Origin of the sequence: endosymbiont of Bathymodiolus septemdierum str. Myojin knoll (assembly GCF_001547755.1) — a bacterium.
Classification (GTDB): Bacteria; Pseudomonadota; Gammaproteobacteria; order PS1; family Pseudothioglobaceae; genus Thiodubiliella.
On sequence record NZ_AP013042.1, the window covers coordinates 1,156,429 to 1,170,800 of the forward strand.

Annotated in this window: 13 protein-coding genes; 7 read left to right on the forward strand and 6 right to left on the reverse strand. The window is 39.8% G+C overall.

Features of this window, described 5'->3' with window-relative positions; translation table 11 throughout:
• Positions 1–141 precede the first annotated feature (141 nt).
• The 6 genes from BSEPE_RS06035 (at position 142) to BSEPE_RS06055 (ending at position 8,301) form a co-directional block, all read left to right on the forward strand.
• Positions 142–3,198 carry a type I restriction endonuclease subunit R gene (locus BSEPE_RS06035; protein WP_066045136.1) on the forward strand — a complete coding sequence of 1,019 codons (3,057 nt, stop codon included), beginning with the start codon at positions 142–144 and terminating at the stop codon, positions 3,196–3,198.
• A complete protein-coding gene (locus tag BSEPE_RS06040; RefSeq protein ID WP_066045138.1) occupies positions 3,191–4,498 on the forward strand; it encodes a restriction endonuclease subunit S in 1,308 nt (435 codons plus the stop codon). The genes BSEPE_RS06035 and BSEPE_RS06040 overlap by 8 nt, the downstream gene beginning before the upstream one ends.
• A complete protein-coding gene (locus BSEPE_RS08155; protein WP_231893490.1) occupies positions 4,495–5,151 on the forward strand; it encodes an AAA family ATPase in 657 nt (218 codons plus the stop codon). The genes BSEPE_RS06040 and BSEPE_RS08155 overlap by 4 nt, the downstream gene beginning before the upstream one ends.
• A 59-nt stretch (positions 5,152–5,210) precedes the next feature.
• Positions 5,211–5,558: a hypothetical protein gene (locus BSEPE_RS08160; RefSeq protein WP_231893491.1), complete on the forward strand. Its 348-nt coding sequence runs from the start codon at positions 5,211–5,213 to the stop codon at positions 5,556–5,558.
• 103 nt (positions 5,559–5,661) lie between these two features.
• Positions 5,662–6,684 (forward strand): virulence RhuM family protein, encoded by a 1,023-nt coding sequence (locus BSEPE_RS06050; protein WP_066045140.1) that lies wholly within the window; start codon positions 5,662–5,664, stop codon positions 6,682–6,684.
• Between the two features lie 9 nt (positions 6,685–6,693).
• Positions 6,694–8,301 carry a type I restriction-modification system subunit M gene (locus BSEPE_RS06055; protein ID WP_066045143.1) on the forward strand — a complete coding sequence of 536 codons (1,608 nt, stop codon included), beginning with the start codon at positions 6,694–6,696 and terminating at the stop codon, positions 8,299–8,301.
• A gap of 350 nt (positions 8,302–8,651) precedes the next feature.
• On the opposite strand, the gene BSEPE_RS06060 is transcribed toward BSEPE_RS06055, so the two are convergent.
• Genes BSEPE_RS06060 through BSEPE_RS06080 form a run of 5 tightly spaced genes read right to left on the reverse strand, consistent with a single transcriptional unit; the run spans position 8,652 to position 11,341 of the window.
• Positions 8,652–8,870, reverse strand: coding sequence for a hypothetical protein (locus BSEPE_RS06060; RefSeq protein ID WP_066045145.1), 219 nt, complete (start codon positions 8,868–8,870; stop codon positions 8,652–8,654).
• A gap of 9 nt (positions 8,871–8,879) precedes the next feature.
• Positions 8,880–9,347 (reverse strand): hypothetical protein, encoded by a 468-nt coding sequence (locus BSEPE_RS06065; RefSeq protein ID WP_066045147.1) that lies wholly within the window; start codon positions 9,345–9,347, stop codon positions 8,880–8,882.
• A gap of 12 nt (positions 9,348–9,359) precedes the next feature.
• Positions 9,360–10,268: an MBL fold metallo-hydrolase gene (locus tag BSEPE_RS06070; protein WP_066045150.1), complete on the reverse strand. Its 909-nt coding sequence runs from the start codon at positions 10,266–10,268 to the stop codon at positions 9,360–9,362.
• A gap of 3 nt (positions 10,269–10,271) precedes the next feature.
• Positions 10,272–10,889, reverse strand: a complete 618-nt coding sequence (locus BSEPE_RS06075) for a DUF4395 domain-containing protein (RefSeq protein ID WP_066045152.1) — start codon at positions 10,887–10,889, stop codon at positions 10,272–10,274.
• A gap of 11 nt (positions 10,890–10,900) precedes the next feature.
• Positions 10,901–11,341: a hypothetical protein gene (locus BSEPE_RS06080; RefSeq protein WP_066045154.1), complete on the reverse strand. Its 441-nt coding sequence runs from the start codon at positions 11,339–11,341 to the stop codon at positions 10,901–10,903.
• 183 nt (positions 11,342–11,524) lie between these two features.
• Here BSEPE_RS06080 and BSEPE_RS06085 point away from each other — a divergent pair, with 183 nt between their 5' ends.
• Positions 11,525–12,085 carry an undecaprenyl-diphosphatase gene (locus BSEPE_RS06085; RefSeq protein WP_066045156.1) on the forward strand — a complete coding sequence of 187 codons (561 nt, stop codon included), beginning with the start codon at positions 11,525–11,527 and terminating at the stop codon, positions 12,083–12,085.
• Positions 12,086–12,186: 101 nt separating this feature from the next.
• Here BSEPE_RS06085 and BSEPE_RS06090 read toward each other — a convergent pair whose 3' ends face one another.
• Entirely contained in the window at positions 12,187–14,370 is a 2,184-nt protein-coding gene (locus BSEPE_RS06090) for a YgiQ family radical SAM protein (protein WP_066045158.1), read from the reverse strand.
• Positions 14,371–14,372: the final 2 nt, after the last annotated feature.

Here is a 14,372-nt window from a genome sequence, read left to right on the forward strand (position 1 = left end):
TAAATTACGCAAAGGTCTCCTTTGTTGTTTTTCATCTAAAAAATCTTGTGCCGTTGGTACAAAAAGGATGACGGAAAAAGAAGAAATAATTAACACTGACCCCTTTATATACTGACCCCTTTATATAATTAAGAGTAAACAATGACAATAAGAGAGCAACAGATCGAAGATGCTTTAATTACCAAGCTAAAAGATCTCAAATACACCTATCGCGAAGATATCCGTGACCGCACTGCACTTGAGCAAAACTTCCGTGAGAAGTTTGAGGCGCTTAATCGCGTTAACCTAACCGATGCAGAATTTGCTCGCCTGCGTGATGAAATCGTCAATCCTGATGTCTTTACCGCCGCTAAAACACTGCGTGAACGCAACACATTCCAGCGTGAGGACGGAACCCCGCTACAATACACACTGGTCAATATCAAAGACTGGTGCAAAAACGAATTTGAAGTTATCAACCAGCTACGCATCAACACCGATAACAGCAATCATCGTTACGATGTTATTTTGCTTATCAACGGTGTACCCGTGGTGCAAATAGAGCTAAAAACCTTAGATGTCAGCCCACGCCGTGCGATGGAACAAATCGTTGAGTACAAAAACGAGTCAGGCAATGGCTACACCAACACACTGATGTGTTTTATGCAGTTATTTATTGTCAGCAATGAAAATAAAACCCGTTACTTTGCCAATAATCACAATCAGCATTTTAGTTTTAATGCCGATGAACGATTTTTGCCTGTTTATGAACTGGCAAGTGAAGACAATAAAAAGATTAATCACTTACATGACTTTGCCGATCACTTTCTCGCTAAATGCACACTCGGCCAAATGATTAGCCGCTATATGGTCTTGGTCGCCAGCGAGCAAAAACTGATGATTATGCGCCCATATCAAATCTATGCGGTGAAGGCGATTGTCGATTGTATCCATCAAAATCGAGGCAATGGCTATATCTGGCACACCACGGGCAGTGGTAAAACCCTCACATCGTTCAAAGCCTCCACGCTGCTGAAAGATAACCCGGACATTGATAAATGCCTGTTTGTGGTGGATCGCAAAGACCTCGATCGTCAAACCCGTGAAGAATTTAACAAGTTCCAGGATGGTTGTGTTGAAGAAAACACCAACACCGAAACGCTAGTGCGGCGCATGCTCTCAGAAGACTATGCCGATAAAGTGATTGTGACCACCATTCAAAAACTGGGGCTTGCTCTGGATGAAACCAGTAAACGAAATCAGGCGAATAAACAAAAAGGCAAACAAACTTACAAACAACGATTAGAGCCACTACGCAATCAGCGTATGGTGTTTATTTTTGATGAATGTCATCGCTCCCAATTTGGTGATAATCACCAAGCCATTAAATCGTTCTTTCCCAATGCGCAGTTATTCGGTTTTACCGGTACGCCTATTTTTGAAGAAAATGCCACATACAAAACCATTGACGGTACACAAGCCTCTTATAAAACCACCAAAGATATTTTTCAAAAGGAACTGCACCACTACACCATTACCAACGCCATAGAAGACCGTAATGTACTGCGCTTTCATATTGACTACTTTGGTGAAAAGCCAAAAACCATAGAATCTGAAGCAAGCGAAGATAAAAACGCCAAGACAGGCAAGAAGCCTAAGCCCCAAACTCAAAAAAACAAGCCACCTGCACCCGAAGCAGTGGTAAACGAAATTTTGGACAAACATAATGCTGCCACAAATCAGCGTCGCTTTAACGCTGTTTTAGCTACGGCATCCATTAATCACGCCATTGAATACACCAATTTATTCAAACAAGCACAGGCACAAAAACAAGCGGAAGACGAAAGCTATCGACCGTTAAATATCGCTTGCGTATTTTCGCCACCCGCCGAAGGCAATAAAGACGTGCAGCAAATACAAGAAGATTTGCCACAGGAAAAGGCTGATAACCAAACAGAGCCAGAAAAAAAGAAAGCGGCACTTAAAGCCATCATGGCGGATTTTAATACCCAATATGGCACCAATCACGGTATTAATGAATTTGATTTGTACTATCAGGATGTCCAGCAACGCATTAAAGATCAAAAATATAGCAACAAGGATTACCTACATAAAAACAAAATCGACATCGTAATCGTGGTGGATATGTTACTGACGGGGTTTGATTCCAAATATCTCAATACCCTGTATGTCGATAAAAACCTAAAACATCACGGCTTAATTCAAGCCTTTTCGCGTACCAATCGGGTACTGAACGATACCAAACCCCACGGCATGATTCTGGATTTTCGTTATCAGGAACAAGCCGTTAATGAAGCGATTGCGCTGTTCTCTGGTGCGAGCAGAGACAAGGCAAAAGAAATCTGGTTGGTTGACCCTGCGCCCGAAGTGATCAAGCAATTAGACGGTGCCGTTAGCCAACTGGAAAAATTCATGGACTCGCAAGGTCTTGCTTGCACGCCCGAAGAAGTCAACAACCTCAAGGGTGACGCTGCACGAGCAGAATTTATCAACCATTTTAAAGAGGTGCAGCGGCTAAAGACCCAGCTTGATCAATACACCGATCTAAGCGATGAACAAAAAGGCAAAGTAAAAGAGCGACTACCCGAAGAACAACTACGCGGCTTTAAAGGTATGTATCTGGAAACGGCACAACGCCTTAAAACACAACAAGGTAAGGGTGGTGGTGATCCTGATGACCCCATACAACAACTGGATTTTGAACTGGTGTTGTTCGCCTCGGCGGTTATTGATTACGACTACATCATGGGCTTAATTGCAAAAACCATCGATGACACCCCCAGTAAACAAAAAATGACCCGCCAGCAACTTATCGATTTAATCAGTTCAAGTGCCAACTTAATGGATGAACGTGACGATATTGTGGACTATATCAGTAGCCTGCAAGCAGGTGAAAAACTCAGTGAAAAAGCCATACGAGAGGGTTACGATAAATTTAAAGCAGAAAAATCTGCTAAGGAACTCGTCGCCATTGCAGAAAAACACGGACTGACCAGCGAAGCTCTACAAAGCTTTGTTGATGTAATTATGGATCGCATGATCTTCGACGGCGAGCAACTTACCGATCTGATGGAACCTTTGGAACTGGGTTGGAAGGCTCGACGCGAAGCAGAGCTTGCGCTGATGGAAAACTTAGTGCCGTTACTGAATAAACTAGCCCAAGGGCGAGATATTTCGGGGTTGGCGGCGTATGAGTAAGCTAGTAAAAAAAGAGTTAGAACCTGAGTTACGCTTCCCTGAATTTCTAGGTATGGGTAAGTGGGATAAAATAAAATTCATTGATGTTGCAGATAAAAAAATAAAGTGGAGTTTTATTGGAGGGCCATTTGGTTCAAATCTCAAATCTTCCGATTATGTAGCCGATGGTATTAGAATTATTCAGCTCCAAAATATTGGTGATGGTGAATTTAAGGGTGATTATAAAATATTCACATCAGAAGAAAAGGCAAATGAACTTTTAAGCAACAACATATATCCGAATGAGATTATTTTATCCAAGATGGGCGACCCTGTAGGGCGAGCTTGCCTGATACCCGATACACATAAACGGTATGTAATGTGTTCTGATGGAATACGTTTAGTTGTCGATGAGGAGTTGTTTAGCAAATATTTTATATACACACTTATTAATTCTGTTCAATTTAGAGCATTAGTAGAAAAGACGGCGACAGGTTCCACGAGAAAACGAATAGGACTTGATGATTTAAAAAAGTTACTAATGATCGTGCCTAAACGAGATGAACAACAAAAAATTGCAGATTGCCTGTCTTCCATCGACGAGTTAATCACCTCACACACCAAAAAATACGATGCACTCAAAGCCCATAAAAAAGGCTTGATGCAGCAACTATTCCCCGCCGAAGGCGAAACCGTCCCCAAACTGCGCTTTCCTGCGTTTCGGGATGCGGGGGAGTGGGAGGAGCGAAAGCTAGGAGAAGTTGCTTCGTTTTTAAAAGGAAAAGGTATCTCTAAAGCAGATATAACAACTGATGGAAAGCAACCTTGTATAAGATACGGTGAACTTTACACGCTATACAATGAAACAATAGAAAATATAAGTTCACACACAAATATAACAGCTAACAATTTAGTATTGAGCAAATCAAATGACGTAATTATCCCTGCTTCAGGTGAAACTCAAGAAGATATTGCTACAGCTTCATGTGTGATGGAAAGTGGTATTGCGCTTGGCGGAGACTTGAATATCATTCGCACTAAAATGAATGGTGTCTTTTTATCATATTATTTAAACAGTGCTAAAAAGTATTTTATCGCTCAAATGTCACAAGGTATTTCAGTCGTTCATCTGTATCCGAGCCAATTAAAAAATCTTGGCATCAATATACCTAAAATTATTGAACAACAAAAAATCGCCAATTGCCTATCCTCCATCGATAACCTAATCACCACCCAAGCCCAAAAAATCGAATCCCTCAAAGCCCATAAAAAAGGCTTGATGCAACAGCTTTTCCCTGCCACTGATGAGGTGACTGCATGACTTTAGAAACTATAGCATCTCAACTGAAAGAGTTTGATGAAAATATTATTCTTATCTTTGCTTTTAATGCTACAGGTAAGACCCGATTATCAGTAGCCTATAAAAATTTAACTAAAGATGTTGAAAGTGGTAAGCATACAGGGGTTTACTATAACGCTTTCAGTGAAGACTTGTTTGTTTGGGATAACGATGAAGAAAACGATGGTGTCAACGTGCATCTTAATATACTGCCAAGTAGCTTAAATCAGTTCCATAGTTTTTTGTATGAAGATGAGCAAGCAATTATGGACAAGTTGGCAATGTATAACCCTACATATCATTTTAGGCTTAATCCATATGATGATCTTGAAAAAGGTATCGAGTCTGTTACTTTCTTTGTTGAAGGTGATGAAGATGTCCCAATTAAAATTTCTCGTGGCGAGGAACGAATATTTGTATGGTGCTTTTACTTGGCACTGTTAGAAGTGGATGGTTGGGCAGGCGAACAAGATGCACATATCTTTATTGACGACCCTGTATCCAGCCTTGATGAACACAATATATTCATAACTGCGGATACTTTATTTCAGCAAATCGAAAAATACTATGATAAAAAGCGAATTATTATTACCACGCATCATATCGGTTTACTTTCGAATTTGGTAATCGCCTAACAAAGGGTGAAAAAAGTGGTCGTTACAAAAACTTGACTGGGGTGCATATATTAAAGCGAGTGGATGGGAATCTAACGCTTGAGCCTTTTAAAAAGAATGTTTTTCTTTACCATTTGCACTTATTTCAAGTTTTAGAAAAAGCAAAAAATGAGCAACTTTATACCTATCATTTTGCTTTATTAAGGCAGCTTTTAGAAAATATTGCATCATTTTTAGGAACAGGAAGAACGGGGCACACTTTAAAACTAATAGGTATTGAAAATGTAGATGGTGTAGTAAACGTGATAAACACACATTCTCATAAGAATATATATTATGATCAAACAGAAATAATGAATGAATCTGAACAAAACTATTTTAACGATGTGTTTGATAAGCTCGTTGAAAAGTATCAATTTAAATATTAGGTGCGAGAAACATGACCGAACACGACCAAAAAATCGAATCCCTCAAAGCCCATAAAAAAGGCTTAATGCAACAGCTTTTCCCTAATGCAGAGATGGTGGGCGCATGAGTGAGTTAAATACACCACAATTTATTATCTACCAGAGCGAAGACGGCCAAATCAAGCTGGATGTGCGTTTTGTTGATGAAACCGTGTGGTTGACCCAGGCTTTGATGGCGGAACTGTTTGGCACCAGCAAGCAGAATATTGGTCAGCACCTGAAAAATATCTTTTTAGAGCAGGAGCTTATTGAAGATTCAGTTGTAAAGGATTTCTTTACAACTGCCGCTGATGGCAAGCAGTACCGTACCAGGCACTATCATTTAGATGCCATTATCTCCGTCGGTTATCGTGTGCAAAGCCATACCGCTACCCGTTTTCGTCAATGGGCGACACAGCAGCTACGCGAGTACATTGTAAAAGGCTTTGTGCTGGATGATGAACGCCTGAAAAACCCTGACCAGCCTTTTGATTATTTTGAAGAGCTAACGCGCCGCATTCAGGATATTCGTACCAGCGAAAAGCGTTTTTATCAAAAAATCACCGATATTTATGCCACCAGTGTCGATTATGATCCCACCTTAGACACCAGTATTACTTTTTTTAAAACCGTGCAAAACAAAATCCACTGGGCGATTACTGGCAACACGGCGGCGGAAATTATTCATCAGCGTGCGGATAGCAATCAAGCCAATATGGGGCTAACCAACTGGCGTAGTGCCAAGGTGCGTAAGCAGGATGTGGTGAATGCAAAAAACTACCTGAATGAAGACGAGCTGCAAGCATTGAATAATTTAACAGAACAATATCTGATTTTTGCCGAAGGTCAGGCGATGCGCCGTATTCCCATGTCCATGAGCGACTGGATTGTGAAACTGGATGGGTTTTTAAGTTTGAATGACCGCGATATTTTAAACCATGCAGGCAAAATATCGCACCAGATGGCAAAACAACTAGCCGAACAGGAATATGACAAGTTTTATCAGCAGCGTAGGCAGCTTGAAGCAAAACAAGCTGATAAGCAGTTAGAACAGCTCATACAAGCCACTGAAAAAGTGGCTATACAGAATAAACTTAAAAAGGGGTAAGAAGCAGTTATGACCAAACACGACCAAAAAGAATTAGGCAAAACCTTGTGGGCAATTGCCGACCAATTACGCGGTGCAATGAATGCCGATGATTTCCGCGATTATATGCTGTCATTCTTGTTTTTACGCTATCTATCGGATAACTACGAAGCATCCGCTAAAAAAGAATTGGGATCAGATTATCCAAAACTTGCAGCCGACGACAAGCGCGCACCTTTAGCGGTGTGGTATGAACAAAATGCTGAGGATGTCCCCGCATTTGAAAAGCAAATGCGCCGTAAAGTGCATTATGTCATTGAGCCACAACACTTATGGAGCAGTATTGCAGAACTGGCAAGAACCCAGCACGATGATTTACTGCTTACCTTGCAGGCAGGTTTTAAATACATTGAAAACAAATCGTTTGAAAATAGTTTTCAAGGCTTGTTCTCGGAAATTAATCTGGATTCTGAAAAACTCGGTAAAAAATATGCGGATCGTAATGCCAAACTCTGCACCATTATTACTAAAATTGCTGAGGGCATTGCCGATTTTTCGAGTGATAGCGATGTATTAGGTGACGCCTATGAATATTTAATTGGCCAGTTTGCCGCAGGTTCGGGCAAAAAAGCCGGTGAGTTTTATACCCCACAACAATTGTCGTTAATACTGTCCGACATTGTCACTCTGGACAGTCAGGAACCCGCAACAGGTAAAAAGAAAAAGCTCAATAAAGTGCTGGATTTTGCTTGTGGCTCAGGATCGTTATTGTTGAATGTGCGTAAGCAGTTAGGCTCACACGGCATTGGTAAAATATACGGGCAAGAAAAAAATATCACCACTTACAACTTGGCTCGTATGAATATGTTGTTGCATGGGGTTAAAGATTCTGAATTTGAAATTCATCATGGAGATTCTTTGTTGAACGACTGGGATTTGCTGAATGAAATGAACCCGTCCAAAAAACTAGAATGTGATGCGGTGGTGGCGAATCCACCCTTTAGTTACCGCTGGGAACCGACGGACGCTTTAGGCGAAGATTTTCGCTTTAAAAGCTACGGACTTGCACCTAAGTCGGCTGCCGACTTTGCCTTTTTACTACACGGCTTTCATTTCTTGGGCGATGAAGGCACGATGGCAATTATCTTGCCCCATGGGGTGTTATTTCGGGGCGGTGCGGAAGCGCGTATTCGGTCAAAATTGTTAAAAGATAATCATATTGATACAGTAATCGGCTTGCCTGCAAATCTGTTTTTCTCTACAGGTATCCCCGTCTGTATTTTGGTGTTAAAAAAGTGTAAAAAGCCTGATGATGTACTGATGATCAACGCAAGCGAACACTTTGAAAAAGGCAAGCGGCAAAATAGCTTATTGCCAGAACATATAGAAAAAATCATTGATACTTATCAATACCGCAAAGAAGAGAAGCGTTATTCTCGTCGTGTTTCTATGGAAGAAATAGAGAAAAATGACTTCAACCTGAATATTTCCAGGTATGTCAGCACCGCCAAACCAGAAAAACAAATTAATTTGCTCGCAGTAAATACTGAGCTGAAGGAATTAGAGAAAAACATTATTTCTGCTACGGCTAAGCATAATGGGTTTCTTGAAGAACTTGGACTGCCTACAATACCATAGCCGAACCGCATTATTAAATTGCTTTATAACAAAAACATGCACTCGGACAAAATAAAGCTGCGTTCGTTCCTCACTACGCTTTATTTTGCCAGTGATGTTAAGAAATAATTGGGGTCAGTGTGCGGCTCCCCCATTCGACTGGACACTAAACTGATATTTTACGCACTATTTTTTACCTTCCAAATACTCTTTTGACCAACTAACGAGTGTTGCACTTATGATGTGAATTCAAGAAAAATAAAAATATTTTAGACTTTTTATCTTCTCACCCAAGCACCATTGGGCGCAATAAAATTGCAAAAAAATATAGCACCTGTTATCAGCAAAAAATAACTTGCGATTAAGTCGCTTTATTCCTCTTCTTTAACATCTTTATCAGCATCTTTTTTCGGCGGACAACCGTTATGCAACAGCCACTGGTCTTCATGGCCAATGGCTTTTGCAAATGCAGGAATTTCACACGCTTCTGCTGTTTTTTCCTTAACTTTGGCATTATCATCGCCAAAACCAAACAACGCCACGGCACTAATACTAAAAACTAACGCCAACAAAATAAATAATTTCTTCATAACCTTCTCCTATTCTTTATCTTCTACCAATGTATAAGCACCGTGACAAGCAATACAATTTTGCATAATCACCGATACTTGCTTTAACGAATAATCCACATCTCTCTTTGTCATAGCATCTTCATAGAGTTCAGCAAATTGTGAGTGAATATTTTTCGTAATCTTTTTAAAATGCAGTGGGGTTTTGGCAATAATTGATACCTGCTTTTCACCCTTAGTATCACCTGTCAATATTTTAGCAATTGCGATGGTTTTATCTATATCTTTATCTGCTGCTGCCGTGACCAATTGTTGCATATGTCCTAACAAGCCACGCATCTCGCCCAAGACAAAGTTACGCTCATCTTTAGTCAAAACAATCGCTGTTCGCCCATCTGCCGAACGCACCGTAGAACCCATTACCACTTGGTAGCCAACGCCAACAACAATGGTTGAAAGCACCACAATAATTACCCATAATGCTTTTATATTATTCATATTTTTCTCCTATTAAAAATCAAACTCCATTTGTTCAAACACCCATTGTGAATTTTTCCCAGTAAACGCTTCATAGTTTTTTAAATAACTAAATTTTGATTGGTCAATCTTACTGATATCCACCATACTGCCATCATTTTCTAAAATTTTTCCAACTTCTTTTTTTAAAAATGCTAAATAATCATAAGTATTATGTTTAGCAGTTGCTAAATCAGATGGATTACCATGACCTGGCACGATATGTTTTGGCTTAAAACTCGCCATTTTTTCAAATGTATGCATCCAACTTTGAAAATTCTTTGCAGGACCAATGCCCAATATCCTGTCATTGAAAACAATATCGCCAGTAAACATTGTTTTTGTACTCGGCATCCAAACCATAATATCGCCTACTGTATGTGCCCCGCCAAAATAATATAACTCTAAATGTATACCGCCAAAATCTAGTGTTTTATTCGCATCAAAAGTATCTGTTGAATAAAAAGGATGCGTGCCATCAAGGGCTTTTCCAATCAAGCGTTTAAGTTTACTCATATGAAAATCAGCCCTAGCAATCTGATCCTCATGTGTCTTACTTGATGAAATAATCTTAGCGCCCAGTTTGTGAAAATACTCATTGCCCAGCCAACGATGATCTTGTCCACCTGTATTAATGACAATTTTGATTGGCTTATCCGTTATTTTTTGAATCATCTGATGAATCTGCTGCGCACCCAGATAACTACCGCCTGAATCTACCAGTATTACGCCATCCTTTGTTACAATAAAACCATGCGTTGAATTGTTACCCAAATTCTCCTGTGATCTATCAGTCATCTCGCCTATTAACGCATACACATTGTCACTCACTTTTTGTATTTTCAACGCAGCCTGCGCAGTTGTCATACCGCCAAGCAATAGCAATAATATAATAATTCTCATTTTCTACCCCTTAATTAAAAATTTAATAATGTTGCCAAACGATAAATACAACAATGCTAATATTGACAGCAAAAAAATAATTTTTTGCATTGTATCTAACTTTTGAATCGGCAATCGACTCCTTGTTAAATCACATGATTCCCCTGGGCAATGTTGCGCACCACCATGGTGATAAGCATTATAAACCTTGCACCCTACGCAAATCCCAAACACCGATTCAAAAAACAACAACCCCAAACACAACGCACAAGTTAAAATATTGATGGGCCCACGAATATCGTTTAATACCACCAAATAAAACATAATTAATGCCAAGAAAAACCCGAATGCCCACGCCCATCTTTTCTGCGGAGCACCCACATATTCTGGTGTTTGATTATTCACCATCCAACGCCCCACCACCATTGATGGTGAATATTTTGGATTAATAAATACGCGAATGAAAAAATCAAACAAAAACACCGTTACCATTAACTTAGTTGGCTCATTATTACCTGTCAAAAATCCATTCAAAAATGCCATAAATGCAAAGAAAAATACAATCCCAGCCGCAGCCCGAACCTCCCGTTCATTCAAAACAAGCACCTCGTAACCCTCTACTTTTTCACCAAATCCAAACATAGCACCCCTCATTAATTAACCGTAAAAGCCTCATGACAAGCTAAACAATTTTTCATCAACTTTCCTGTCAATTCCGCTAAATCCTTCATATCATCTGCGTCATCCTCATCTACTTCTGCCGCATTAATAGCCAATTCCTCAAACATCATATGTGTCGGAGCGCCAATTTGTTCAAATGATACTGGGGTCTTATCTTTAACAGATTGCGGTGTTGCTCTCGCCATTCTATTACCAGAATAGCGCGCTGCTTTAATAATCATAGTTTTATTTCCCGTACCGATACCGAACACAATCTGCTGGACGCTCATTAACATTTGTCTCATTTCACTCAGAAATTCCACCTTTTCTTCATCATCTAAACCTAAATGATAACGCTGATCCGTTGCACCTACTGAAATCTGCATCATTCCCAATGTGCCAAATAATACTAAAAATAGGACTGTCTTTTTCATATGTTTTTCATATGTTTTTCAATGTTTTTCATATGTTTTTCATATGTTTTTCATATGTTTTTCAATGTTCAATATTTTATTAAGTTAAGAGCACATTGTACCGATTTTTTACCTAACATAATATGACTGAAATCATAACTATTAAAAAACACTTAAACAAGCTGTTTATATATAATAAGCAGCATGAATACATTCAACCAAGATTTATTTCTATTTCTTAACGCATTTACTGGCAAAAATACCTACCTTGACCAAATCATTCTGGGCTTTGGAGAAGTCACACCTTACGCATTCATCGTACTCATCATTGGCCTATTTTTCTTCACCAAACGCAAAAACGAAGCCATCTTTTCCACCTTTAGTACTGTCCTTGCCCTCTCCATCAGTAAAATCATTGGGTTGCTTTATTTCCATAACCGCCCTTTTATGGATCACATCGGCACCACTCTTAAAGCCCACGCCCTAGATTCCTCACTTCCCTCTGACCACACTACGCTCATCTTTGCCATCCTCTCCACCTTGTTACTCTTTAAATCTACCCGAAAAATCGCACTCATCTCCCTACCTATTGGCATCATCGGTTCATTTGCTAGGGTTTTTGAAGGTATTCACTACCCATTAGACATTATCGCTGGCATCGCGGTCGGACTCCTAAGTGCAGTTATTGTCTATCAATCTAGAGAAAGATTGATAATTATTAATGACATTATTTTCAAAGTTGAGAAATTTATATTTAGAAAATAAATACAACCTAAGCCCGGCTTACCTAAGCCGGGCTTAACAACTTAGTAAGGGAAATATTAAAATGATTTGCTTCGCAACCCAGTCTAATGACCATGCCTAATTTAATTCTTTTTCTTGAATTTTTTCACTTTAATGCGATGATGAAAATCATCACTAACTTTAGGCTTATGGTTGAAATTAGCAGTAAAAATTTTGCCAATATTGCCACCAGCAAACGGCACTAAACACGATTCCTTACTACCAATTAAATCGCTCCTGCCCATTTTCTTTAATGCTTCGCGTAATATTTCTTGATTTTTAGGGTCGTGATAACGCAAAAAAGCCTTGTGTAATTTTCTAGTTTGTGCCTTACGCGGCGTTGTTACCACCTCGGAGCTGTGTGTTATTTTTTTTAATGGGTTAAGTTCCGTGTGATACATAGCCGAGGCAATTGCCATAGGGGTTGGGATAAATGCTTGAACTTGGTCTGGTTTAAAATTATTTTCTTTTAACCATAATGCCAAATTCAACATATCCTCATCGCTCGTTCCTGGATGCGAGGAAATAAAATAAGGAATAAGATATTGCTCCTTGCCAGCTTGTTTAGAGTATCTTTCAAAGAGTTTTTTAAATTGATAATAAGCGCCAATTCCTGGTTTCATCATTTTTGACAAAGTACCATCTTCGGTATGCTCTGGCGCAATTTTAAGACGACCGCCAACATGATGAGTAACCAATTCTTTGATATATTCAGGGTCGCGAACAGCCAAATCATAACGCAAACCAGAGGCGATAAAAATACGCTTAACGCCCTCTAATTTACGCGCTCGCCTGTAAAGCTTAGTAAGTGGCTTGTGGTCAGTTCCAAGGTTTGGACAAATTCCAGGATACACGCAAGACAGGCGTCGACACGCCGCTTCTATTTTATTGTCCTTGCATTGCAACCGATACATATTCGCCGTTGGGCCGCCAAGATCAGAGATATTACCTTTAAAATCTTTATCGGTATCACGAATAGTTTCTATTTCACGAATGACAGAATCCTCAGAGCGACTTTGAATAATTCGTCCCTCGTGTTCGGTGATTGAACAAAAAGTGCAGCCACCAAAACAACCACGCATAATATTGATTGAAAACCGAATCATATCAAAAGCAGGGATTTTTAAATCACCGTATGACGGGTGTGGCTGACGCGTATATGGCAACTCAAATACGCTATCAAACTCCTCCATCGTCAATGGAATTGGCGGGGGATTAAGCCAAACATCACGATTACCATGGCGTTGCACTAAGGCTCTGGCATTACCTGGATTGGTTTCAAGATGAAAAACTCTTGAAGTATGTGCATAAAGATATTTGTCAATTGCCACTTGCTCAAATGATGGCAGGCGAATAACGCTAGTTTCGCGCTTCAAACCCTTAGTGCGCTGGTTAAAATCAATCACCTGGGCTGCGCCTTGATTTGGGTCAATTTTGAGCGTTTTAATTGGATTATTTGAATTATTTTTATCAGCGCAACCTTGACTATTTTTAGCAGAAGTATCGGCGTATGGGTCGGCGTATGGGTGCTTTAAACTTTTATCATCATCAATTTCACTAGAATCTAATACCGTCCAACCAGCAGGAATACCCTGACGCATAAACGCTGTACCACGAATATTAGTCATTTTTTTAATATTTTCACCAGCAGCGATTCGGTGTGCAACTTCTACAACGGCGCGCTCAGCATTGCCAAAAAGTAATAAATCTGCCTTGGAGTCAGGCAAAATAGAGCGACGAATAGTTTGCGACCAATGGTCATATTGAGCTATCCTCCTTAAACTTGCTTCAATACCACCGATAATAACAGGAATACCTTTAAAAGCCTCTTTGGCACGCTGAGTATAAACAGTGGTAGCACGATCTGGGCGTTTTCCAGCCATACCACCAGCAGTATAAGCATCATCAGAGCGAGGTTTTTTCTCGGCAGTATAATGATTAACCATAGAATCCATATTCCCGGACGCTACTGCGAAAAATAAATTTGGTCTACCAAGTTTTCGAAAATCAGCAGCAGAGTGCCAATCAGGTTGAGAAATAATCCCAACACGAAAACCTTGAGACTCCAGCAAACGCCCAATAATTGCCATACCAAAACTAGGGTGATCAACATAAGCATCGCCAGTTATGATAATAATATCGCAACTATCCCACGCCAAGTCATCCATTTCTTCACGCGACATTGGCAAGAGTTGTGCTGGGACTAACCCTTTTTTAGATGGCCAAAATTTGGAATAAGAATATAAATTTTTAGGCAGTGAGTACATAT

What these genes read in the sequence shown, in the direction of transcription:
- BSEPE_RS06050 (WP_066045140.1), top strand. Translation starts at nt 5,662, where the DNA reads ATGAGTGAGTTAAATACACCACAATTTATTATCTACCAGAGCGAAGAC.
- BSEPE_RS06040 (WP_066045138.1), top strand. Translation starts at nt 3,191, where the DNA reads ATGAGTAAGCTAGTAAAAAAAGAGTTAGAACCTGAGTTACGCTTCCCT.
- BSEPE_RS06035 (WP_066045136.1), top strand. Translation starts at nt 142, where the DNA reads ATGACAATAAGAGAGCAACAGATCGAAGATGCTTTAATTACCAAGCTA.
- BSEPE_RS06060 (WP_066045145.1), bottom strand. Translation starts at nt 8,870, where the DNA reads ATGAAGAAATTATTTATTTTGTTGGCGTTAGTTTTTAGTATTAGTGCC.
- BSEPE_RS06090 (WP_066045158.1), bottom strand. Translation starts at nt 14,370, where the DNA reads ATGTACTCACTGCCTAAAAATTTATATTCTTATTCCAAATTTTGGCCA.
- BSEPE_RS06080 (WP_066045154.1), bottom strand. Translation starts at nt 11,341, where the DNA reads ATGAAAAAGACAGTCCTATTTTTAGTATTATTTGGCACATTGGGAATG.
- BSEPE_RS06055 (WP_066045143.1), top strand. Translation starts at nt 6,694, where the DNA reads ATGACCAAACACGACCAAAAAGAATTAGGCAAAACCTTGTGGGCAATT.
- BSEPE_RS06075 (WP_066045152.1), bottom strand. Translation starts at nt 10,889, where the DNA reads ATGTTTGGATTTGGTGAAAAAGTAGAGGGTTACGAGGTGCTTGTTTTG.
- BSEPE_RS06070 (WP_066045150.1), bottom strand. Translation starts at nt 10,268, where the DNA reads ATGAGAATTATTATATTATTGCTATTGCTTGGCGGTATGACAACTGCG.
- BSEPE_RS06065 (WP_066045147.1), bottom strand. Translation starts at nt 9,347, where the DNA reads ATGAATAATATAAAAGCATTATGGGTAATTATTGTGGTGCTTTCAACC.
- BSEPE_RS06085 (WP_066045156.1), top strand. Translation starts at nt 11,525, where the DNA reads ATGAATACATTCAACCAAGATTTATTTCTATTTCTTAACGCATTTACT.
- BSEPE_RS08155 (WP_231893490.1), top strand. Translation starts at nt 4,495, where the DNA reads ATGACTTTAGAAACTATAGCATCTCAACTGAAAGAGTTTGATGAAAAT.